This is a genomic window from Pseudomonas sp. B7, from assembly GCF_016735645.1.
GTDB classification, from domain to species: domain Bacteria; phylum Pseudomonadota; class Gammaproteobacteria; order Pseudomonadales; family Pseudomonadaceae; genus Aquipseudomonas; species Aquipseudomonas glycinae.
In genome coordinates this window covers 103,818-125,224 of the sequence record NZ_JAERRE010000014.1, presented here as the reverse complement: position 1 = coordinate 125,224, position 21,407 = coordinate 103,818, and the positions used below count along the sequence as shown (strand labels likewise).

Annotated in this window: 17 protein-coding genes and 2 pseudogenes; 10 read left to right on the top strand and 9 right to left on the bottom strand. The window is 60.5% G+C overall.

Annotated features, from left to right (window positions below; all coding sequences use genetic code 11):
- Positions 1-129: 129 nt before the first annotated feature.
- Positions 130-2,256, top strand: a complete 2,127-nt coding sequence (locus JKA62_RS26475) for a TonB-dependent siderophore receptor (protein WP_011333659.1) — start codon at positions 130-132, stop codon at positions 2,254-2,256.
- Positions 2,257-2,312: 56 nt separating this feature from the next.
- Here JKA62_RS26475 and JKA62_RS26470 read toward each other — a convergent pair whose 3' ends face one another.
- The 4 genes from JKA62_RS26470 to JKA62_RS26455 form a co-directional block, all read right to left on the bottom strand.
- On the bottom strand, positions 2,313-3,269 hold the full coding sequence (locus JKA62_RS26470; RefSeq protein ID WP_011333660.1) for a 2-hydroxyacid dehydrogenase: 957 nt from the start codon (positions 3,267-3,269) through the stop codon (positions 2,313-2,315).
- A 32-nt stretch (positions 3,270-3,301) separates the two neighbouring features.
- Positions 3,302-4,066 (bottom strand): SDR family oxidoreductase, encoded by a 765-nt coding sequence (locus JKA62_RS26465; RefSeq protein WP_011333661.1) that lies wholly within the window; start codon positions 4,064-4,066, stop codon positions 3,302-3,304.
- A 38-nt stretch (positions 4,067-4,104) separates the two neighbouring features.
- Positions 4,105-4,797, bottom strand: coding sequence for a fumarylacetoacetate hydrolase family protein (locus JKA62_RS26460; RefSeq protein WP_011333662.1), 693 nt, complete (start codon positions 4,795-4,797; stop codon positions 4,105-4,107).
- Positions 4,798-4,896: 99 nt separating this feature from the next.
- Positions 4,897-6,246, bottom strand: a complete 1,350-nt coding sequence (locus JKA62_RS26455) for an MFS transporter (protein WP_011333663.1) — start codon at positions 6,244-6,246, stop codon at positions 4,897-4,899.
- Positions 6,247-6,834: 588 nt separating this feature from the next.
- Between JKA62_RS26455 and JKA62_RS26450 the strand changes: the two genes are divergently transcribed.
- Positions 6,835-7,767, top strand: coding sequence for a helix-turn-helix transcriptional regulator (locus JKA62_RS26450; protein ID WP_011333664.1), 933 nt, complete (start codon positions 6,835-6,837; stop codon positions 7,765-7,767).
- Positions 7,768-7,771: 4 nt separating this feature from the next.
- On the opposite strand, the pseudogene JKA62_RS26445 reads toward JKA62_RS26450, so the two are convergent.
- A pseudogene (locus tag JKA62_RS26445) lies at positions 7,772-7,960 on the bottom strand (helix-turn-helix domain-containing protein); the annotation flags it as partial.
- Positions 7,950-8,432 (bottom strand): annotated as a pseudogene (locus JKA62_RS26440) (SDR family NAD(P)-dependent oxidoreductase); the annotation flags it as partial. The pseudogenes JKA62_RS26445 and JKA62_RS26440, both read right to left, overlap by 11 nt.
- 212 nt (positions 8,433-8,644) lie before the next feature.
- On the opposite strand from JKA62_RS26440, the gene JKA62_RS26435 reads away from it, so the two are divergent.
- Positions 8,645-9,613 (top strand): alpha/beta hydrolase, encoded by a 969-nt coding sequence (locus JKA62_RS26435; protein ID WP_011333666.1) that lies wholly within the window; start codon positions 8,645-8,647, stop codon positions 9,611-9,613.
- A gap of 11 nt (positions 9,614-9,624) precedes the next feature.
- Here the strand turns inward: JKA62_RS26435 and JKA62_RS26430 are convergent, their stop codons facing one another.
- A complete protein-coding gene (locus JKA62_RS26430; RefSeq protein WP_011333667.1) occupies positions 9,625-10,503 on the bottom strand; it encodes a LysR substrate-binding domain-containing protein in 879 nt (292 codons plus the stop codon).
- A 104-nt stretch (positions 10,504-10,607) separates the two neighbouring features.
- On the opposite strand from JKA62_RS26430, the gene JKA62_RS26425 reads away from it, so the two are divergent.
- The 4 genes from JKA62_RS26425 to JKA62_RS26410 all read left to right on the top strand — a co-directional run bounded on the left by JKA62_RS26425 (position 10,608) and on the right by JKA62_RS26410 (position 14,076).
- A complete protein-coding gene (locus JKA62_RS26425) occupies positions 10,608-11,033 on the top strand; it encodes a VOC family protein (protein WP_011333668.1) in 426 nt (141 codons plus the stop codon).
- 114 nt (positions 11,034-11,147) lie between these two features.
- Positions 11,148-12,407, top strand: a complete 1,260-nt coding sequence (locus tag JKA62_RS26420) for a cation:dicarboxylate symporter family transporter (RefSeq protein WP_011333669.1) — start codon at positions 11,148-11,150, stop codon at positions 12,405-12,407.
- Between the two features lie 110 nt (positions 12,408-12,517).
- Entirely contained in the window at positions 12,518-13,621 is a 1,104-nt protein-coding gene (locus JKA62_RS26415) for an alkene reductase (RefSeq protein ID WP_041475216.1), read from the top strand.
- Between the two features lie 74 nt (positions 13,622-13,695).
- Positions 13,696-14,076: a nuclear transport factor 2 family protein gene (locus JKA62_RS26410; protein WP_011333671.1), complete on the top strand. Its 381-nt coding sequence runs from the start codon at positions 13,696-13,698 to the stop codon at positions 14,074-14,076.
- Positions 14,077-14,116: 40 nt separating this feature from the next.
- Here the strand turns inward: JKA62_RS26410 and JKA62_RS26405 are convergent, their stop codons facing one another.
- Positions 14,117-15,976 (bottom strand): ABC transporter ATP-binding protein, encoded by a 1,860-nt coding sequence (locus JKA62_RS26405; RefSeq protein ID WP_201820212.1) that lies wholly within the window; start codon positions 15,974-15,976, stop codon positions 14,117-14,119.
- 164 nt (positions 15,977-16,140) lie between these two features.
- On the opposite strand from JKA62_RS26405, the gene hchA reads away from it, so the two are divergent.
- The 3 genes from hchA (at position 16,141) to JKA62_RS26390 (ending at position 20,736) form a co-directional block, all read left to right on the top strand.
- The gene (gene hchA / locus JKA62_RS26400) at positions 16,141-17,019 is read left to right on the top strand and encodes a glyoxalase III HchA (RefSeq protein WP_011333673.1); all 879 of its coding nucleotides are present in this window, start codon (positions 16,141-16,143) and stop codon (positions 17,017-17,019) included.
- Positions 17,016-17,735: a PA1136 family autoinducer-binding transcriptional regulator gene (locus JKA62_RS26395; RefSeq protein WP_011333674.1), complete on the top strand. Its 720-nt coding sequence runs from the start codon at positions 17,016-17,018 to the stop codon at positions 17,733-17,735. Before hchA ends, JKA62_RS26395 begins: the two co-directional genes overlap by 4 nt.
- A gap of 121 nt (positions 17,736-17,856) precedes the next feature.
- Entirely contained in the window at positions 17,857-20,736 is a 2,880-nt protein-coding gene (locus JKA62_RS26390; protein WP_011333675.1) for an ATP-binding protein, read from the top strand.
- Here the strand turns inward: JKA62_RS26390 and JKA62_RS26385 are convergent.
- On the bottom strand, positions 20,723-21,337 hold the full coding sequence (locus JKA62_RS26385; RefSeq protein ID WP_011333676.1) for a response regulator transcription factor: 615 nt from the start codon (positions 21,335-21,337) through the stop codon (positions 20,723-20,725). The genes JKA62_RS26390 and JKA62_RS26385 overlap by 14 nt on opposite strands.
- Between the last annotated feature and the right edge of the window lie 70 nt (positions 21,338-21,407).

Genomic DNA, 21,407 nt, shown 5'->3' with positions numbered 1-21,407 from the left:
AGAGGTTGAGAGTCAGCTGCACAAACGAATGGGAATGCCTATCAATTGCGCGGCGGGTGGTATACCATCCGCCGCGTTTCGCTGGCAGTTATCCCCTTCGTTCTGGCTTATCCGTAAGGTTCTCCCCTCATGCGTCGAACTCTGCTGTCCATCTGCGTGTTGCAAACGTTGTCTCCCTTGGCGTGGGCCGAGCCATCCGATTCAACGGTGTCAGCGCTGGAGCTGGAGGCAACCGATGTGGTCGGTACCGCGGATTACGAAAGAGCGGACGGCCCGGTACAGGGATATCGCGCGACCCGTTCGGCCAGCGCTACCCGAACCGATACCTCGATCCATGAAACCCCGCAGTCGATCAGCGTCGTCACCAAAGATGCGGTCGAAGACATCGGTGCTACCCGGCTGCAGGACGCACTGGATTACGCGGGCGGAGTAGGGCGAGCCAACAATTTCGGCGGCCAGGGACTGACCACGTTCACCGTGCGCGGATTTACCACTGGCGAGTTCTACCGCAATGGTTTCCCGATCAACCGCGGTTATCCGAACATGCCGGATGCCAACACCATCGAGCGACTTGAGGTCCTGCGCGGTCCGGCGACCATGCTCTACGGCCGGGGCGATCCGGGCGGTACCTTCAATGTCGTTTCCAAACAACCGTTGCCCGAGCGTACGGTCACACTCGGCAGCCAGCTGAATGACCAAGGCATGCGCCGCGGCACCCTGGATGCTTCCGGTCCGCTCGATGAAGAGGGGCGTCTGGCCTATCGCCTGAACGTGGTGGGCGAGGGCGGCGATACCTTCCGCGATCACGTCGAAACCGAACGCTACGGCGTGACCCCCGTGCTGACCTGGCAAGCCAGCGATGACACCCGAGTGATCTTCGAGGGTGACTTCATGCGCAACAACCATCCGCTGGACCGGGGCGCGACGCGTTATCCCCGGCAGATCGGCACTGCCTCCCGCGACACCTTCTTCGGTGAACCGGACGCTGGCAAGTTGCACAACGACAACAACATGGCGCAATTGCGCTTCGAGCATGTGCTCAATGAGGACTGGACGCTCGGCGGTGGCTTCCAGTGGCTCGACGGTACCTTGCAGGGCAATGCCATTGAAGCCAACGGCATTGCCGCCGACGGCCGGACTCTGGGACGAAATTTCAACTACCGCAAGCTGGAGTGGACGGACAAGGACACCCAACTCAACCTGACCGGTCACTTCTCCACCGGCGGCCTGCAGCACACATTGCTGACCGGTATCGAATACGAAGATTACGACTACCAGTCGATCATCCAGCGCTCCAGCGGCGCGGTGAGTGCCTATCCGATCGATATCTTCAATCCGGTCTATGGGCAGCCCCGTCCGGCACTGACACGCACCCCGACCCACGACAAGGAAAACCTCAAGACCTACGCCGCGTTCGTACAGGACCAGGTGGCCCTGACCGATCGGCTGAAAGTCCTGGCCGGGGCACGTTTTGAACGCTTTGAACACGACTACGAAACCTACGTGCCCGGCGGCAAGAACTGGCAGGCCAGTGACAATGCCGTCACGCCCCGCGTCGGTGTGACCTATGACCTAACCGACACCCTCGCGATTTACGCGGACACCGCGCGTTCCTTCAAGCCCAATACCGGCGCAAGCCGACAGGGCGGCGGCTTCGAACCGGAGAAAGGCAAGTCCTGGGAGATGGGCGTCAAATGGGAAGCGCTGGATCATCAGCTGAGCGTTGACGCGGCGATCTATCAGATTGAAAAGCGCAATGTCCTGACCACTGACCCGGTGGACTCGACGTTCAGCGTGGCTGCCGGGGAAGTGCGCAGCCGGGGATTCGACCTCAATGTCGCCGGCAACCTGACCCCCGAGTGGCGTGTCATCGGGGGGTACGCCTACGTCGATGCCGAGGTGACCAAGGACAACGTGATCCGCTCCGGCACGCGACTGATGAACATCCCGAAAAACAGCTTCAGCCTGCTCAACGTCTATGAGTTCCAGGACGGTGCCCTCAGTGGTCTGGGTCTGGGGACAGGCGTCAAATATGTCGATGAGCGCGCGGGTCAAACGGCCAACACTGCATTTTCGATGGGGAGCTACACCGTTGTCGACCTGCTCAGCTACTACAAGGTCAATGACAAGTTACGTCTCAATCTCGACCTGAAGAACCTGTTTGACCGGGACTACGACGAGGGCGCATTCGGTAACGTCTACGCCTATCCGGGGGCACCGAGAACGGTGCAGGTCGGCATTTCCTACACGTTGTAGTCCGATCGGGTCTGAAATCCATCATCGGGGGCAGCGGCCCCCGATGACTGTGAGGCTCAGCCGGTCACACATCCTTGCGGAGTCTTTCCGGCAAAACTGTCCACCAGGCTCGCCACAACCATCTCGCCCATGCGGGTGCGGGTCTGCAGGGTCGCGCTGGCGCGATGTGGTTGCAGCACCACTTGTTCCTGGGCAAACAAGGCTTCAGGCACGTTAGGCTCGTCGACGAAAACATCCAGCGCCGCACCCGCGATCTCGCCAGCCGTCAGGGCCGCCACCAGATCGGTTTCGTTGACCAGTTTTCCTCGGGCGACGTTGATCAGGTAGCCGCCCTTGCCCAGAGCCTGCAGCACGGAGGCATCGATGATGGCCTCGGCCTTGTCGGCGGCTGCCGCGAGAATCAGGGCATCACTGTCGCGGGCCAATTGCTTGAGGTCGGCGATGAAGGTGTGGCTGACATCGCTCATTGGTTGCAGGTCGGTGTAACTGATCGGACAGCCAAACGCGGCAGCGCGAGTGGCGACCGCTCGGCCAACCCGGCCCATGCCGACGATGCCGATACGCATGCCGGACACTTGCCGCGCCAAAGGCAGCGGTGCCAATGGGGTCGGGCTTTGCGGCCACTGGCCCGAGCGCACGTAACGGTCACTGGTACACAGCCCACGACACACGGCGATCAGCAAACCGATGGCCAGGTCGGCCACGTCTTCGGTCAGTGCGCCGATGGTCGCGGTCACGCGGATTCCGCGATCCCTGGCGTAGGCCAGGTCTACTGCATCGGTGCCGACACCGTTGACCGCCACCACTTCCAGTTTGGGCAGTTGCGCCATCAACGCCTGACTGATGCCCGTGTGACCACCGGTGATCACGCCGCGAATGTTGGCGCCGTGTTCCTGCAAATACGCCGCTTTGTCGGCCTGCTCGAAATAACGCCTGATCGTGAACAGTTCGCCGAGACGGGCATTGATTTGCGGAATCAGGATCGGGCTGAGCTGCAAGACTTCTGGCTTCATGTAAACCTCACTTACGCAATAAAAAAGCCGGCTCAACCACGGCCGGCAAACGGCATGGCAGTGGCCATGACGGTCATGTTCAGGACGTTGGCCGACAGGGGCAGACCGGCGATGTAGCGCACGGCGTCGGCGACATGCTTGACGTCGACCATCGGCTCCACGGCGATGCTGCCGTTGGCCTGGCGCACGCCTTTGGTCATGCGTACCGACATTTCGGTCAAGGCATTGCCGATATCGATCTGGCTGCAGGCGATATTGAAGTCCCGACCATCCAGCGCCAGCGATTTGGTCAATCCCAGTACCGCGTGTTTGCTGGCGGTGTACGCGCTGCTGAAAGGACGCGGGGTGTGAGCCGAAATCGAACCGTTGTTGATGATGCGGCCACCCTGTGGCTGTTGCCGGCGCATGAGCCCGAACGCGCCACGGGCACAGAGGAAAACGCCATTGAGGTTGGTGTCGATCACGTTTCGCCACTGCTCGAAGGTCAGTTCGTCCAGCGGCACGGCAGGGGCATTGACCCCGGCGTTGTTGAAGACCACGTCCAGGCGTCCGTAGACCTCGGCAATGGTTGCAAACAGCTGGTCGACACTGGCGGGGTCGCGTACATCGGTGGGCACCGCCAAGGCTTCGCGTCCTTCGCCGGCCGCCAGATCGACCAAGGCCTGCAAGGGGTCGGGCCGGCGCCCGGCCAGCACCAGGGTGTAACCGTCGGCCAGCAGGCCCAGGGCTACGGAACGGCCGATCCCGCTGCCGGCGCCGGTCACCAGGGCCACTTTCAAGGATTGAGTGTCAGACATTTTGTTGTTCTCCTTTTTTCAATCACTTAAGGACAGATTCAAGGCCGGGGGCCGACGCGCATTTCGAGTTGGCCAATGCCGTCGATCCCGGCGCTGATGACGTCGCCGGGTTGCAAGACATCGACGCCGGCGGGGCTGCCGGTCATGATCAGATCGCCGGCCTTGAGTGTGACGGATTGCGAGATGCGGCTGATGACTTCACTCACCGACCAGATCTGGCTGTCGAGTCGATCCCGCTGGCGTTCTTCACCGTTCACGCTCAACCATAATTCCCCTTCGAGCCGACCGGTCCGAGTGACCGGCACAATGGCGGTCATCGGTGCGGCGCCGTCAAACACCTTGGCACCTTCCCATGGCAAACCGTCGCGCTTGGCCAGGCGCTGTACGTCACGGCGGGTCAGGTCCAGTCCGGCGGCGTACCCCCAGACATAGGCCAGCGCCTGGCTTTCGGGGATCTGCGCGCCGCCTTCGCCGATGGCCACGACCAGCTCGATTTCATGGGCAAACTCTTCGGTCAGTGACGGGAAGGTCACTTCACCGACGGCGTCCACCACAGTGCTTGCCGGTTTCATGAAGAACACCGGCGGCTGGCGCGGCTGGCCCAGGGTGTCCGGCCACGGGTAGTTGCGGCCGACGCAGAACACGCGTCCGACGGGAAAGCGTTGCTCGCTGCCGACAACCGGCAAGGTCACTGGCAGATCCGGGGTAAAGACGTATTCGGTCATGTTCATCCTGCTGCAAGTCCTGTGTGAAAGGTAAGCGTACGGCGGCAATCGCTGGCGAAGTTGGACGAAAGCCGCCTCAAATTGGAGAAACCGGTTGTTCTGGCTTCAGCGCGTTTTCAACTCGATGCGGTACAGGCGGCCGAGCAGCAACGAATACGAGAGGGTGCCGATCAGCGCCACGGCACCGATGAACCAGAACGCCCAGGCGAACGAGCCGGTGGCGTGGACGATGGCGCCGATCACGATCGGAGTGACGATGCCGCCGATGTTCGCGGCCAGGCTGGTGATCCCGCCGGTCAGCCCGATCAGTTCCTTGGGCGCCACCTCCGACACCGCCGCCCACGAGGACGACGCGATGCCCTGAGCGAAAAAGGCAATGGTCAGCACGGCGATGCAGATGACGTTCGAGTCGGTGAAGTTCACCAGCACGATCGACATGCCCAGCATCGACCCGACCACCAGCGGCAGTTTCCGGGCGAAAGACATTGAATAACCACGACGGATCAACAGGTCGGAGACGATGCCGGCGAGCAGGATGCCGACCGTTGCGCCCACGAAGGGCATCACGGCAAAGATCCCGGCCTTGATCGTGGTCAGATGGCGTTCTTCAATCAGATAGGTCGGGAACCAGGTGAGGAAGAAGTACAGCGCCGAGGTGCTGGCGAACTTGCCGATGCAAATGGCCCAGACCTGACGGTAACTGAACAGCTCGGCGATCTGCCGCCAGTTGAAACGAGTGCGTTCCTGACTGCTCTTGACCAGTCCGCCACCGGCCTCGATGTATTTCAGCTCCTCCTTGCTGACTTTCTTGCAGTTCAACGGATCGCGATACAGATACAACCACAGCACGCCGAAGACGATCCCGAGCGCGCCGGTACTGTAGAAAACGTGGCGCCAGTCAAAGGTTGTGGCCAGCCACAGCAGTGCACCGGTAAACAGCGCCGTGCCCAGGTATTGCCCGCAGACGTAGATGCTGCTGGCCATGCCCCGTTCCCGCGCCGGAAACCAAACGGTCACCGCACGGCTGTTGGCCGGAAACGCCGGCGCTTCCATCGCCCCGACGGCCAGACGCAGGCCGAACAGCGAAGCGAATCCCGTGGCGAAGCCTTGAAACACCGTGACGGTCGACCAACTGATCAGTGAAACCCCGTAGGTAAAACGTGAGCCGAAGCGGTCGGCGATAAACCCGGCCGGCACCAGCGCCAGTGCGTAGGTCCAGGCAAAGGCGGAGAAGATCAGCCCCATTTCAATCTTGTCCAGGCCCAGGTCCTTGGCCATGAACGGAGCGGCAATCGAGATGTTCACCCGGTCGATGTAGTTGATGATCGTCGCAATCAGCAGCAGCGAGAGCATGAACCAGCGCCGTCGTGTCGGCAGCCGCCGGGAGGAGACGGCGTCCCTGTCGCCGGCAATCAACGGCGGGGCGGTGGTGGGGGAGGTGTGTGAATTCGACATGAGTGGACCTCGTTATTGTTAGAAGTGTCGAGTTGTTTGCGGACAGCCGACGCCGTTGCCCGCTGTTCGGGGGCAAGGCAATCGAAGTTGAAACCAATGGCAAAAACGGCCAGGGTCAGACGTTCAGCTACGTCTTCCGGCTGGCATCGTCGGTAAAGGGTGGGGAGGGGCGGCGGGGAGCAATTGCAGATTCATGACGTGCGCACCTTTTTTGTTTTTGAATGAGGTTGGGCTGCATGGGGAAATACAGTGGTCGTACAACCTCTTGAAATCAATCAAGGTGTTAGATCATTTTTTCCGGAGAAGGGCGCGTCGGATAAACCTGTCCAAAAAAATCCACACCGTGAATTTTCCTTTTGTTTTTCGATTATTTTCATAAGTTATTGTTTTTAATATTAAAAAATAATGCCTGTGTGGTCGCTTTTTTTGGACAGTGATCATCGGCAGTGGTGGTGTAAAAAATCACTGAACCTGATGTCATCGTATGACTGCTTGAAGGGCTGGCGCCGAACCTTCAAGATGAGCCACGCCGATTACTCGGCAACGCCAGGAAAACCTGCCTGAGTACCTGTCGAGGATTCTCAAGAAATGACGTCACAATGCCGTGTGCCCACCTACGTCATGCAGCAACGCAGCGAGATGATGGACTTCTATATTCGTGACAAGAAAGGTCGCCGCGCCGAGACCAGCCCGCATCGACACGAATACTTCCAGATCCAGATCAACCTCGGCGGCGACACGGTGCAGCATATTGGCAACGCGGTTCGTCCATTTCCGCGTAACGCGCTGGCATTCATCCTGCCGCACCGCGTGCACGTGATCCCGCATCCGGCGGACAGCAACTTCATGGTGATCAACTTTTCCCAGACCTTTCTGCTGCCGCATTTGCAGTGCGACCCGATGGATCTGGAGGAGGTATCAATTCTCCTGGCGCCCGAACTGTCGCCGTTCCGCTTTCAGGAGCATCTGGATTTCATACTGGGGGATGAGGACTTCAACGAGGTCTGTGGCTTGATCGAACAGATGCGCGGCCTGGACGAGAATCGTCAGTTCGGTACACGCGAAGTGCTCAAGGGATTGCTGCTGCAACTGGTAGGCAAGGTGTGCGTCCTGTATGCCGAACCGCTCAAGCGCCTGGCAGAAGAGAATGCCGCGCAAGCCAGTCGGCGGGATGCGCTGAGCCGGATGTTCGAGTATCTGCGCAAGAACATTGCCGACCCCGATCTCAATCTGATCAAGGTCGCGGCGGCGACCTATCTGTCACCGACCTATCTCACGCACTGGCTGCGCAAGGAAATCGGCAAGACCTTCACCGAGCTGGTGCTGGAACGCAGAATGCACGCGGCACGCAATTACCTGCTCAATGGAACCCGGCCGGTGGGCGAGGTGGCGAGGTTGTGTGGGTTTGCGGATGAAGCTTATTTCTCACGACGGTTTCGCCAGATCCACGGACAGCCACCTGGACAGTTCCGCCGTCGGCAGCTGGACCCGGACACTCCGCAGTCACCTGTAGATGCCTGATCGGCTAATGCGACGAAACATAAACCGAGGTCGAGGTCGGCGCAGGCAACGCATACGTTGCCTTCATCCACTCGATCTCCGCCAGCGGTGTCCTGCCAAAGAACCTTTTGAACTCGCGGCTGAATTGCGAAGCGCTTTCATAGCCGACACTGAACGCCGCCGCTGAGGCAGTCATGGCATGGCGCAACGCCTTCGAGCGCAAACTTGCTGCCACAGTAGTACGCGATACCCGGCATGGTGATTGTGCCGCCCATCGAGGTGATATTGAGAATATGACCCGCCCGCCGCTGGCGAAAGAACGGCACAAACGCCTTGGTCACCGCGACCGCGCCGAACACATTCACGTCGAACTGGCGGCGCATGTCCTCCAGCGGCGATTCTTCTAAAATGCCTTCGTGGCCGTAGCCGGCGTTGTTGACCAGCACATCGACCGGGCCGTGGGTCGCTTCGACAGTCGCCACGACGCCTTCGATGCGGTCGAAGTCGGTGACGTCCAGCAGCACGCCGTACGCGTTGTCGATGGACAGCGCCTGAAAGGCTTGCAGGTCGGCTCCGCTGCGCACGGTGCCGATGACGCGGTGACCGGCAGCCAGCGCTTCCTTGGCCAGCGCGTGGCCGAAGCCGCTGCTGACGCCGGTGATGAAGAGGGTTTTGGTGGTGGTCATGACGGGCTCCAGTCAATGCGGTTTCAACTCATGGTATCCATCGAAGAAACACTCACCTATGTCGGTTTGCCTTTGATCATTGCCTATTCCTATCAACGGCGCGACAAACGGCCAATGAGCTTTTTGCGTTGCTCCGGGTATCCAGGCAGCAACAGACCCAATGCGCTGATATTTTTTCATTCTGCGCAACGCTCGCGAATAAAGAGGACGAAATGAAGAAATCAATGGACTGGCCCGCAGATGCTAACGAGTTGGCGCAATTGCGCGCGTTCAACCGCAAGCTTGCCCGGCTGCCGCGCTTTCGCATCCGCAATCGCATCACGCCACGGGCGATTCAGTTGCTGTTGCGGCTAAGCCAATTGGGCGGCGCAAGAAAGTTGCTCAAGCACGGGCTCGAGGCTGAACGAAAAGTGGTGGGTGTCGACGGCGCATCAGTGCCGGTGCGGATTATTCGGCCAAAGACAAAGGCCAAAGGTGTGGTGCTGGATATTCATGGTGGCGGCTGGGTCATCGGCAACGCGCAGATGAACGACCCCCTCAATATCGCCATGGTGAAAGCCTGCGACGTGGCAGTGGTCTCGGTCGACTATCGGCTTGTGGTCTCGACTCCGATCGAGGGCGTCATGCAGGACTGCCTCACGGCGGCCCGCTGGCTGCTGAGCGATGACTGCCGCGAGTTTGCGAACCTGCCCGTCATCGTCGTGGGCGAGTCGGCAGGCGGCCATCTCGCCGTCGCGACCCTGTTGCAACTCAAACAGTGGCCGGACCTGCTCGAACGGGTGAGCGGGGCGCTGCTGTATTACGGCGTCTATGACCTTGCCGGAACCCCCAGCGTACGCAACGCCGGGCCCGAGACCTTGCTGCTGGACGGGCCAGGGATGGTTGAAGCGCTGCAAATGCTCACGCCGGGATTGAACGATGAAGAACGCCGGCAGGCGCCGTTGTCACCGCTGTACGGTGACTTCACCGGTTTTCCGCCAGCGTTGATGTTTGCTGCGCAACTGGATCCGCTCAGGGATGACACGCTTGAGTTGGCTGAGCGTTGGGGCAGGGCGGCGGAAGTGGAGGTGCATCTGTTGCCGGAAACCGCACATGGGGTGATTCATTTTCCGCTGGGGTTGGCGGGGAGGGTGCTTGGGTATAGTCGTACGTGGGTTGCGGGGCGGCTTGTTGAGGGGTGAGCCATCGACCCTCACTCAGCCGCCACCTTGAATTGCTCGAGAATAAGTTCAGCCAATGTCCTGACAGGCTCGGTGAAACTTCGCCGAGGCCTGTGCACCAGTCCGATATCGCGATGGAACGTATGTTGGCCGAGATCAAGCGCCCGCACACCTGACGGCCATTGCTGATGGGTGGCCGTCTGCGGCACAAGCGCGACCCCTACGCCATTTTCCACCAGCCTGATGATGGCCTCCAGCTCATCCAGCTCAGAGACTTCACGCAAAGTGAAATGCATCTGTCGCAGGAAACGATCGACCTGCCTGCCGCCGAATGAAGAGCGGTCATACCGAATGAACGGCAGGCTTGAGAGCAGTTCGATCCAGTCTTCTCCCGGTACGTCCTTGGGCACGATCAGACGGTAGGGTTCAAGCGCCAGCGTGGTCCAGCGCAGATCGCTTTGAAGCGAGAAGGGCGGCCGAATGATCGCCGCCATGTCGATTTCGCCAGTATCCACCAGGTTCACCAGCTCCATGGAAAGACCGGGCACGACACGCGTTCGGCATTCCGGGCACTGTTGGTGAAACCTGGCGAGTGCGTCCGGGAGAAACGATCGCTGGACAGAGGCGATTGCACCGACGTTGACCAGAATGCGGGTGGAAAGACCGACGGTGGTCGATCCCAGGTTGTCGTAAAGACGAAGCAGCTCCTGCGCCTGAAGCAGGACTTGCTGGCCCATCCTGTTGAGGTGGGCCGTGCGTCCTTTTCTGTCGAATATTTCAAAGCCGAGCTCGGCTTCCAGACGTTGAATCTGGGCGCTCACCGCCGCCTGGGTGAGGCCTATCCGGTTGCCGGCAGCTGCGAAAGTGCCTTCCCGGGCGACGGCAATGAGGGTCTTGAGTTCTTTGATCATTCACAAATATTAGTTGTGTTTCTGAGAAATATATATTGATTTTTTTGCTGTCAGTGTCGCCCTACGATGTGCTCACCAACCACAAAAACCGTATCGGAGTCCTGATGAGCCTTTCGCCATTCCACCTCGCCATCCCCGTTTACAACCTGGCTGCAGCCCGCACTTTTTACGGTGAGGTCTTCGGCCTGGAAGAGGGTCGTTCCAGTAACCAATGGGTCGACTTCAACTTTTACGGGCATCAACTGGTGATTCACGAACACCCGAAAACCGCGTCTCAGGAAAGCGTTCACAGCAACCCGGTCGACGGGCACGATGTTCCTGTTCCTCACTTCGGCATCATCCTGGGATGGGAAGAGTGGGAAGCGCTGGCAGAGCGCCTCAAGTCTTTCGGTACCGAATTTGTGATCGAACCTTACATTCGATTCAAAGGACAGGTTGGCGAGCAAGCCACGATGTTCCTGTTCGACCCTTGCGGCAATGCCCTCGAATTCAAGGCCTTCAAGGATATGAGCCAGCTCTTCGCCAAGTAAGAAACGCAATGGCACAACGGCGTTGTGCCATTTGATCTCAAGTGAGCTGGAAGCTCATGACTCTAGCAACTGCCGAATTGATGCAGTCCTTTCATTCCAACAAAAAGGCTAGACATGAAACGTATTCCCCTGGTGTGGCAAATCGTTGCCGGGCTGTTGCTTGGCGTGCTCGTTGGTTGGTACTTCAACACCCATCCGCAGTATCAGTCGTGGGTCAGTGCGGAGATCCTGAAACCGCTTGGCGATATCTTCATCAAGATGATGAAGATGGTGGTCGTGCCCATCGTGTTGTGTTGCATGATCCTGGGTATCGCCGGTGGCGGGGATAACAAGTCGTTCGGCCGGATGGGCATCAAGTCGCTGGGCTATTTCTTTGCGATCACCGGCCTGGCCATCGTGATCGGCCTGTGTTTCGCGAACCTCTTCGAACCCGGTACGGGCACCGATATTTCGGGCATCGCGCATGGTGCTACCGCCATCACGATGGAGCCTTCGAAGGGCGCGCTCGTGATTATGCAAAACATCGTTCCGGATAACGTTCTGGTGGCGATGTCCGAGGCGAAGCTGCTTTCGGTCCTGTTCTTCGCGGTGTTGTTCGGTGTCGCGCTGAACGCATTGCCCAAGGAAAAAAGTGCACCTGTGGTTGCGCTGGTCCAAGGCATTTCGGATGCGATGTTCAGGATCGTCTCGATCGTCATGGCCTATGCCCCGATAGGGGTGTTCGGCATGATCGGTGCGACCGTCGCGACCTTCGGTTTTGCCTCGTTGTTGCCCCTGCTCAAGTTGATTGGTGTGGTTTATCTGGCGCTGATCGTCTTCGCATTGGTAGTGCTCGGAGGAATCAGTTACCTGATCGGCGAGAACATCTTCAAGTTGATCAGGTATTTCCGCGACGAGTTGATTCTTGCGTTCTCCAGTGCTGCCTCTGCAGCGGTCATGCCGCAGTTGATGAGCAAGCTGGAGAACTACGGCGTACCACGGCGCATTGTCAGTTTTGTGGTGCCAGTGGGGTACGCGTTCAACCTTGATGGCGCGTCGATCTTCCTCGGGGTGGCGACAATCTTTATCGCCCAGCTTTATGGAATCGATCTGTCGCTTTCTCAGGAAATCCTGCTGGTGGTGACCATGGTGCTGACCTCCAAAGGTGCTGCCGGGGTGCCTGGATTCGCCATCGTCATCCTGTCGGCCACATTGGCGTCTGCCGGTCTTCCGCTGGAGGGCGTGGCACTGATCGCCGGCATCTTCAGGATTATCGACAGCGGCACCACCACCCTGAATGTGTTGGGCAATGCGATCGCGCCCCTGGTGATCGCCAAATGGGAGAGGGTGACTCTTGAGCCTTCGCGCACCCGCCCGGACGTACAAAAGGCCTGACGATCACAAGGAGCACTGACGGCGCTGCACGAGTAAACGCCTGCTGAATGTACAGGCGATTTTTTTCATCAAGTTACTAGACGACCGGTCTGATATTGAAGGTATGCAACATGATTGATAACAGTCGCAACACGGATCTTTTTTCTCCCATGCAAATGGGCGCCCTGCAATTGACCAACCGGATTGTCATGGCGCCCGTGACCCGCAGCCGGATGGCTGAAGACGGCGTTCCGAACGAGTTGCACGCTACTTACTACGCACAGCGCGCGAGTGCCGGCTTGATCATTGCCGAAGCGACAAACATTTCGGCGCAGGGGCGTGGCTACGCCATGACGCCGGGGATCTGGTCGGACGCGCAGGGGGCGGGGTGGAAAAAAGTCACGGACGCCGTCCATGCCGCAGGTGGCAGGATTGTCAGCCAGCTGTGGCACGTGGGGCGTTTTTCCAGCGTCGAGTTGCAGCCCGACCGCGCCGCTCCCGTTGCGCCGTCGGCGATCAAGGCAGAAGGCAGCACCTACACCGAGAACGGCTTTGTCGAAGTGTCGATGCCCCGAGCGCTGGAGACATCGGAGATTCCCGGCATCATCGAGCAATACAAGCGCGCCGCTGAAAATGCCAGGCGTGCCGGTTTCGATGGCGTGGAGGTTCATTCGGCGAACAGCTATCTGCTCGACCAGTTTCTGCGTGACTCGACCAATCAGCGCACTGACCGGTATGGCGGCACCATTGAGAACCGCGCCCGACTGACGCTTGAAGTCACTGAAGCGGTGATTTCGATCTGGGGCAGTGACCGCGTCGGCATTCGTCTTTCGCCGGTCACGCCCGATGCCGGAAACACACCTCCCGACAGCAATGTCATGGCGACCTACGGATATCTGATTCAGCAGCTCAACCGGCTCAATCTGGCCTATCTGCACTTCGTCGAAGGCGCCACCGCGACCTCGCGCACGGTTCCTGATGGCGTTGATCTGGATGCATTGAGCGCGCAGTTCGAAGGCCCCTTCATCGGCAATAACAACTACGACCTCGAGATGGCACTGGAGCGCCGGGCGCAGGGCCGGATTGACGCGGTGGCGTTCGGGCGCCTGTTCATTTCCAACCCCGACCTCGTGGAGCGCCTGCGTCGGGGCACCGAACTGACCATCGCACCACGCGAGAGCTACTACGGAGGCGGCGCCAAGGGCTACACCGACTGGCCAACGGCTGACCATTGATTTGTGCGCCCCGTGCCGGATCGGCGCAGGGCGGCTCGATTGAAAAACACATTCACAGCAATCAGGAGTTCATCATGAGCCATCCAACTTACGTGCAGGAATACAACGCAATCGTTGAAGTGCTCAGCCAGTACAACGAAGGTGGAGCAAAGGCTGACAGCGCCTTGATGAAGCCCGCGTTCAATGCGCAGGCGACCATGTTCGGGGTTGACGACGGCAAGCTCGTCGGCGGCGCGATCCAGAATTTGTATGACGTCATCGACAGCGCGTTCCGTCCATCCCCCGAAGCCGAAGCCGCCATCGTTCGCATCGACATCGTCGGCACGGCTGCGAGTGCCCGGGTCGATACCGACAACGTGTCAGGGTTCCGTTTCACCGACTTTTTCAACCTGCTGAAGGTGGACGGCAAGTGGACGATCGTCAGCAAGATCTACCACACCCACCCGAGCGTCTGAGCCCTCGTCGTCTGCCCCGGCAACACCGGGGCAGCACGGATTACGCCTGATCCATCGCCTCAGTCAGCCCCTGATCCTCACCCAGAAACCCGCCACTCTGGTGCTGCCAAAGCCGCGCATAGGTGCCGTTCTTGGCCAGCAGTTCGGTGTGGGTGCCTTGCTCGATGATGCGCCCCTCATCCATGACAATCAGTCGATCCATCGCCGCAATCGTCGACAGTCGATGCGCAATCGCGATCACGGTCTTGCCCTGCATCATTTCATCGAGGCTTTCCTGGATGGCGACTTCGACTTCGGAATCCAGGGCGCTTGTCGCTTCGTCCAGTAGAAGGATCGGCGCGTTCTTGAGCATCACCCGGGCAATGGCAATGCGCTGGCGCTGGCCACCGGAAAGCTTGATGCCGCGCTCGCCCACCAGGGTGTCGTAGCCGGTGTGGCCCTGGCGGTCGCTGAGCTGGTTGATGAAGCCGTCGGCCTGGACGTTGGCCGCAGCACGCTGGATCTGTTCGTCGGTGGCGTCCGGTCGGCCGTAGGCGATGTTGTCGCGAATCGAGCGGTGCAGCAGGGACGTGTCCTGAGTGACCATGCCGATCGCGCTGCGCAGGCTGTCCTGTGTCACCTGCGCGATGTTTTGCCCGTCGATGCGAATCTCGCCGCGATCCACGTCATAGAAGCGCAGCAGCAGATTGATCAGCGTGGATTTACCGGCGCCGGAGCGGCCCACCAGACCGATTTTTTCCCCCGGTCGGATGCTCAGGCTCAAGCCGTCGAGCACCTGGCGTTCGCCGTTGTAGTTGAAGCTCACGTTGTCGAATTCCACGGCGCCGCCGGAAGGCACCAGCACGCCGGCGTCCGGCGCATCCTGGACCTTGGGGCCACGGGTCAGGGTGTCCATGCCGTCCTGCACCGTGCCGATGTTTTCGAACAGCGACGTCATCTGCCACATGATCCAGTGCGACATGCCGTTGATGCGCAACGCCATGGCCGTAATCGCCGCCACCGCCCCGGTGCCGACTTCGCCCTGATGCCACAGCCACAAGGCGTAGCCGCCGGCGCCCATGATCAGCCCGACCACCAGCGCCTGATTGACGATCTCGAACTGGCTGACCAGACGCATCTGGCGGAAACCGGTCTGCTTGAAATCCTCCATCGCCGCCCGCGCAAAATGCGCTTCACGTTTGGAGTGGGAGAACAGTTTGACGGTGGTGATGTTGGTGTAGGCGTCCGACACCCGGCCCGTCATCGACGAGCGCGCATGGGCCTGTTCCTGGCCGACCTGGCCCAGGCGCGGTACGAAATACAGCATCGCCAGCCCGAACAGCGCGACCCAGGCAATGAACGGCAGCATGAGTTTCAGGGCGAAGCCGCCGGCCAGGGCGATGATCGCAATGAAATAGACGCCGATACCCGGTGCGATTTCGATGACGGTGAACAGCACCTCGCGCACGGCCAGCGCCGTCTGCATCACCTTGGTCGTGACCCGACCGGAAAACTCGTCGGAGAAGAACGAAAGGCTCTGCCGCAGCATCAGTCGATGGAAATCCCAGCGCAGACGCAGCGGCAGATTGATCGCCAACACCTGATGCTGAACCATGGTGCGCAGCGCCACCAGCCCGACGCTGGTCAGCAACACGATGCCGATGCCCCACAGCACGCGGCTCTCCTGGCCGTTCACATCGCCGCCGGCCTGCCAGGTCGAGAGCAGATCCACGACCTGACCCAAAAAGGAAAACAACCAGGCTTCGTAGATCGACACACCGGCACTGAGCAGCGCCAACGCGAGGATATAGCCGCGAGCGCCACGGGTGCAGGCCCACAGGAATCGCGCCAGACCGACCGGCGGTGGCGGCGCTTCGTCGGGCGGGAAGGGGTCGAGCCGTTGTTCAAACAGGCGAAGCATTGGGGGTCTCCGAAATCATCAGTTGCGGGGATTCTGCCACTTATCGATCACATTGAGGGGCCGCAGGTTCAGTGCATGATCTTTTGAGGGAAAACCCTCATTGTTGTAACGCTGACGCCTTACTAGCATGAACTCCGACGTTGACCCACTCGATGGAGAGCACCATGGCTACCACGCAGACTGACGACAAGCGCCCAACCCCCGATCCGGCCGAGGACAACGCGTTTTTCCCCTCGCCATATTCCCTCAGCCAGTTCACTTCGCCCAAATCCGATCTCAGTGATGCCGAGTACCCGAACCGTTACAAGGGCGGGCGCTGGAAGGTCCTGATGATCGGCGCGGACGAGCGCTATCTGTTGACCGACAACGGCACCATGTTCTCCACGGGCAATCACCCGGTTGAAACGCTGCTGCCGATGTATCACCTCGACAAGGCCGGTTTTGGCTTTGATGTCGCGACGCTGTCGGGCAATCCGGTCAAGTTCGAATTCTGGGCCATGCCCTCCGAAGACGCCGAAGTGAAGGGCTTCTACGAGCAATACCGCGATCAGTTCAAGCGTCCACTCAAGCTGTCCCAGGTGATCGAAGAAGCGCTGGGCGAGGACTCTGATTACATCGGCGTGTTCATTCCCGGCGGCCACGGCGCGCTGATCGGCCTGCCGGAAAGCGAGGACGTGAAAAAGATCCTGCAATGGGCAATCGCCAAGGACAAATTCGTCATTACCCTGTGCCACGGCCCGGCGGCGCTGCTGGCGGCCGGCCTCGGTGAAACAAAAGACTCATGCATCTTCAACGGTTACCGGATTTGCGCCTTTCCCGATGCCCTGGACTCTACAACCCCCGACATCGGTTACATGCCCGGCCACCTGACCTGGAAATTCGGCGAGCAGTTGCAGGCGCTCGGTGTGGAAATCACTAACCAGGACATTTCCGGGGCCACGCTTCAGGATCGCAAACTGCTGACCGGTGACAGTCCGCTGGCGGGCAACGCACTGGGCAAACTGGCGGCCGCCGCGCTCCTCAAAGAGGTCACGTCGGGGTGAGCTCCGGACCTGCCGAAGCACTCTTGCGCGCCGCCCTCGACATCGAGGCGGCGCCCACGCTGGTGGCGATCCAGAAGGCCGTTCGCGGTTTCGCCGGGGCCTATGGTTACGATCGGTTCGTCCTGTTCTCCGCCACCTCGGCGTCGGAGGACGTGGTCGAGCGCATTTATTGGGTGGAAGGCGACTGGTTCGGCGACGGCATCGCTGTCGACGCCCAGACCTACGTTCAGCGCTGCCCAGTGACTCGCCACCTGTTGGACGCCCGCGAATCGTTCTTCTGGAGCAAGGTGCAGGAGCAGAGCGGCGAACTGTATCGGCTGGTTCGCGTGCCAAGCGGCCCGGGCGTGCATGGATTGCAGATTCCGGTCTTCGGTCCACAAGGGCTTGAAGGCGCCATGAGTCTGGGTGGCGAACAGATCGATGCCTCGGCGCGGGTTCGTCTGGCGCTGGGCATGCTCGCCTCGGTGGCGTTTTTCTCCGCCCGACGCTTGCTCGAAGCGCCGCTGGACGAGACGGCCGGAAAACTCTCGACCCGCGAGCGCGAAGTGCTGGCGTGGGTCGCCGCCGGTCGCCGGCAGGCCGACATCGCCGCCACACTCGGCTTGTCCGGGCGCACGGTGGAAAATCACCTGCGTTCGGCGCGTCGGCATCTGGGCGTGGCCACCACTGCTCAGGCCATCAAAATTGCCATTCGCAAGGGTGAAATAAAGGGGTGAGGTTCTCACTCTGCCGGTGCCGTGCTTGAACGGCGGTGCAAAACTCCTATGATGCAAAGGGCCCGCGCCGGCTGTCTGTAACCGGCGCAGCCCTTTACGTTTTTTAGAGAGATCGATCCTCGTGGAGTCTTTTCCGGACGCATTGCGCGAATCCCTCACGACCGAATTCATTTTTGGACCGTTCTGTGTCGTTCCAGGCAAACGTCTGCTGACCCGCAACGGGGTGGCGGTCGAGATCGGCGGACGGGCGCTGGATCTGCTGATCGCCTTGCTTGAGCAGCCGGGGCGGGTGCTGTCCAAGTACGACCTGATCGACAAGGTGTGGCCCGACAGTGTGGTGGCCGAAGGCAGTCTGCGTTTCCATATGACCGGCCTGCGGCGGATTCTCGGCGATGGCGAGGAGCAGGCACGTTACATCGCGACCCAGGTGGGCGTGGGGTATGCCTTCGTCGCGCCGCTGGAAAGAAAACAGACCGCTGTGCACCCGGCGCCCATCGCGACCCGAGCCACAGAGGGCGTCTGCAGTCTGCCGCCACGGGCCAGACTGATCGGCCGCGAGATCGATCTGCAACTGGTCATCGACCATATGCAGCAACCGAGGTTGTTCACCATCGTCGGCCCCGGCGGCGTCGGCAAGACCAGCCTGGCCATCGAAGTGGCGCACCGCATCGCCGCCCAAGGCTATGAGCGCGTCAGCTTCGTCGATCTGGCACAAGTGGAAGACAGCGCGCTGGTGCCATCGGCACTGGCCCGATCGCTGGACATCCCGGTGCAGGCCGAAGACCCGATGTTCGTCCTGCTCGCGCATTTGCGCGAGCAGCGGTTGATGCTGGTGATCGACAATTGCGAACACCTGATCGACGCGGTGTCGATCCTTCTGGAACAGATCAGCGACACCGCGCCGGAGGTCGGGGTTCTGGCCACCAGTCGCGAGCCGCTGCGGGTGCGTGGCGAATACGTGCACTGGCTCAATCCACTGGAATTTCCCCGTGAGCCGCAACACCTCGGCGTTGAGGAGTTGCTGGCATTCCCGGCCATCAAGCTGTTTGTCGAACGCGCGTCGTTGAGCAATGCCACGCTGCTGGAAGCGGGCGGCGGGCAAATGATTGCGGACATTTGCCAGCGGCTGGAGGGCATGGCGCTGCCGATCGAGCTGGCGGCGATGCGGGTCGCCAGCCACGGATTGAAGGCCACCCACGCGCTGCTCGGCGAGCGTTTTTCGCTGGGCTGGTCGGGACGCAGGACGGCGGTGCCGCGCCATCAGACCCTGCGTGCCATGCTCGACTGGAGTTATGACCTGCTGTCGCCGCAAGAGCGCCTGGCGCTGGAGCGGTTTTCGGTCTTCGTCGGGCCGTTTTCCCAGGAAGCCGCCGCGCAGGTAGTTGCCGAATCGCAACACGAAAGCGCCACAACGGCCGCGATCCTCGATGATCTGGTGTGCAAGGGACTGGTCACGGTCGATCACAGCGACTCGACGGATTCGTATCGCTTGCTGGAGATGACGCGCGCCTACGCCCGGGAGAAATTGACAGCGCGGGGAGAGGCCGAGGTCAATGCGCTGGCGTTCCGCCACGCGGCGTTTTACATGGATTTGCTTGGGCATCTGGGAACTTCCCCCGACGAAATTTTCCGTCACTCGGCGCGTCTGGCCAGCCAGTTGGGCAATGTTCGCGGTGCGCTGGAATGGAGCTTCGGGCCCCACGGCGATCCCGGCCTGGCGTTGCCGCTGGCGGCTGCGAGCGCGCCGTTGTTCCTGCATTTTTCCTTGCTGGTCGAGTGCCGCACCTGGTGTTCCCGGGCGGTGGAACTGCTGGAGCTGGGTTACTACGGCACGCCGACCGAAATGGAATTGCAAGCCGCACTCGGCCTGGTCCTGATGTTCACCCGAGGCAACAGCGAAGCCGCGGAAAAGGCCTTGCTCCGGGCGCAGGACATCGCCGTCGCGTTGAACGACTACGGCTCCCAGCTGAGGTTGTTGGGGCGCCTGCAGATCTTTTACGAGCGCATCGGTGATTTCCCTTCGTCGCTGGCCTGGGCGGAGCAGGCGGCCGTGGTCGGCAATATCCTCAACGAGCCTGCCGCCATCGCGATTGCCTCATCGCTGACCGGCATCTCCCATCATCTGCTCGGCAACCAGCGTCTGGCCCGTCAGGAACTGGAAAGCTCGTTGCGCAACAGCTTGCCGTCCCATCCCAGCAACACGATTTACTACGGCTTCGATCACCGCAATCGCACGGGGCTGGCGCTGGCGCGCTCGCTGTGGCTGCTGGGCTATCCCGACCAGGCGCGGCGCTGGGCCGAGCAGATTGAGGCCGAAGCGTCGGCGTTGCAGCATCCGGTCACCTACTGCATCGCCATGGTCTGGATCTTGTGCATCTATATCTGGACCGGTGATCTGGCGAAGGCCACCGCGAGCCTTGAGCGGTTCAGCGCCATCGCCGAAACCAACGCACTCGGCCCCTACATTGCCGCCTGCCACGGGTTGCGTGCGGCGATCGCCATCCGCGCCGAGGAGCCGGGGGATGCAGTTGCCATGCTGGAAGAAAGTCTGGCGCGGTTGCGCAGCATGCGTTACGAACTGCTCACGACCTCATTTGAAATCGCACTGGCCGAAGGCCTGATCCTGGTGGGCCAACACCCAAAGGCACTGACCCTGGTCGACAGCACCATCGATCACTGCCGCCGAAGCGGTGATGCCTTTGCGCTGCCGGAGTTACTGCGGATCAAGGCCGGTATTCTCAAGGTCATCCAGGCCGAAGCTGAACAAGTCATGCTGGCCGTTCTTGAGGATTCCATCACGTTGAGCCGCGAGCAGGGCGCCTGGGCGTGGGAGTTGCGGTCAACGATGGATCTTGCCCGTTTCTGGCTTGAACAGGGTCAGCCGGATCATGCCCGGACGTTGCTCGGCGCCTGTCGCGAGCGGGCTTCGGAAGGCTTCGACAGCCTTGATCTGCGTCGGCTGGAAAGTTTCTGGCAGAGCCTGCACGCTACTCCGGCGTAATCAGGGCGGCCATTTTCACCAGGTCCGCCAGCGAACGGGCCTTCATCTTGCGCATGACCTTGCCGCGATGGGCCTTGACGGTGATTTCGCTGATGTTGAGGTCGGCGGCAATCAGTTTGTTGAGTCGCCCGCTGACCACCGAAGCCATGATTTCCTGCTCGCGCGGCGTCAGGGTCTTGTAAGCCTCAAGCAGTGCACGCAGATTCTTTTCTCCTTCCAGCGCCACACGACTGCTTTGTAGCGCATCGGCCATGGCGCTGAGAATCACGTCGTCGTTGAACGGCTTGGTCAGAAACTCCACCGCACCGGCCTTCAGGGCCCGCACCGTGCGCGGAATATCGCCGTAGCCGGTGATGAAGATGATTGGCATGTTGTAGCGTTCGTCGGCCAGGGCGGTCTGCAGATCCAGTCCGCTCAGGTCGGGCAGGTTGATGTCCAGTACCAGGCAACTGGGCACCAGCGCTCTGGGCGCGTCGAGAAAATCCTGCGCGGACTCGAACAGTCGTGGCTGCCATCCGGCGAAGCGGATCATCAGTTCCAGCGACTCGCGCACGGAAATATCGTCATCGACAACGAAGACGACGGGCGTGACCTCACTCATCGGTAATGCTCCACGGGAAGGGGCGATTGCGTTGTTCGCGTTCAACATGTCGATTCCTTGTTCTGTTCGG

Excerpts from the sequence above, each read along its gene's own strand:
- JKA62_RS26475 (WP_011333659.1), top strand. The coding sequence starts at position 130 with ATGCGTCGAACTCTGCTGTCCATCTGCGTGTTGCAAACGTTGTCTCCC.
- JKA62_RS26470 (WP_011333660.1), bottom strand. The coding sequence starts at position 3,269 with ATGAAGCCAGAAGTCTTGCAGCTCAGCCCGATCCTGATTCCGCAAATC.
- JKA62_RS26465 (WP_011333661.1), bottom strand. The coding sequence starts at position 4,066 with ATGTCTGACACTCAATCCTTGAAAGTGGCCCTGGTGACCGGCGCCGGC.
- JKA62_RS26460 (WP_011333662.1), bottom strand. The coding sequence starts at position 4,797 with ATGAACATGACCGAATACGTCTTTACCCCGGATCTGCCAGTGACCTTG.
- JKA62_RS26455 (WP_011333663.1), bottom strand. The coding sequence starts at position 6,246 with ATGTCGAATTCACACACCTCCCCCACCACCGCCCCGCCGTTGATTGCC.
- JKA62_RS26450 (WP_011333664.1), top strand. The coding sequence starts at position 6,835 with ATGACGTCACAATGCCGTGTGCCCACCTACGTCATGCAGCAACGCAGC.
- JKA62_RS26435 (WP_011333666.1), top strand. The coding sequence starts at position 8,645 with ATGAAGAAATCAATGGACTGGCCCGCAGATGCTAACGAGTTGGCGCAA.
- JKA62_RS26430 (WP_011333667.1), bottom strand. The coding sequence starts at position 10,503 with ATGATCAAAGAACTCAAGACCCTCATTGCCGTCGCCCGGGAAGGCACT.
- JKA62_RS26425 (WP_011333668.1), top strand. The coding sequence starts at position 10,608 with ATGAGCCTTTCGCCATTCCACCTCGCCATCCCCGTTTACAACCTGGCT.
- JKA62_RS26420 (WP_011333669.1), top strand. The coding sequence starts at position 11,148 with ATGAAACGTATTCCCCTGGTGTGGCAAATCGTTGCCGGGCTGTTGCTT.
- JKA62_RS26415 (WP_041475216.1), top strand. The coding sequence starts at position 12,518 with ATGATTGATAACAGTCGCAACACGGATCTTTTTTCTCCCATGCAAATG.
- JKA62_RS26410 (WP_011333671.1), top strand. The coding sequence starts at position 13,696 with ATGAGCCATCCAACTTACGTGCAGGAATACAACGCAATCGTTGAAGTG.
- JKA62_RS26405 (WP_201820212.1), bottom strand. The coding sequence starts at position 15,976 with ATGCTTCGCCTGTTTGAACAACGGCTCGACCCCTTCCCGCCCGACGAA.
- hchA (WP_011333673.1), top strand. The coding sequence starts at position 16,141 with ATGGCTACCACGCAGACTGACGACAAGCGCCCAACCCCCGATCCGGCC.
- JKA62_RS26385 (WP_011333676.1), bottom strand. The coding sequence starts at position 21,337 with ATGAGTGAGGTCACGCCCGTCGTCTTCGTTGTCGATGACGATATTTCC.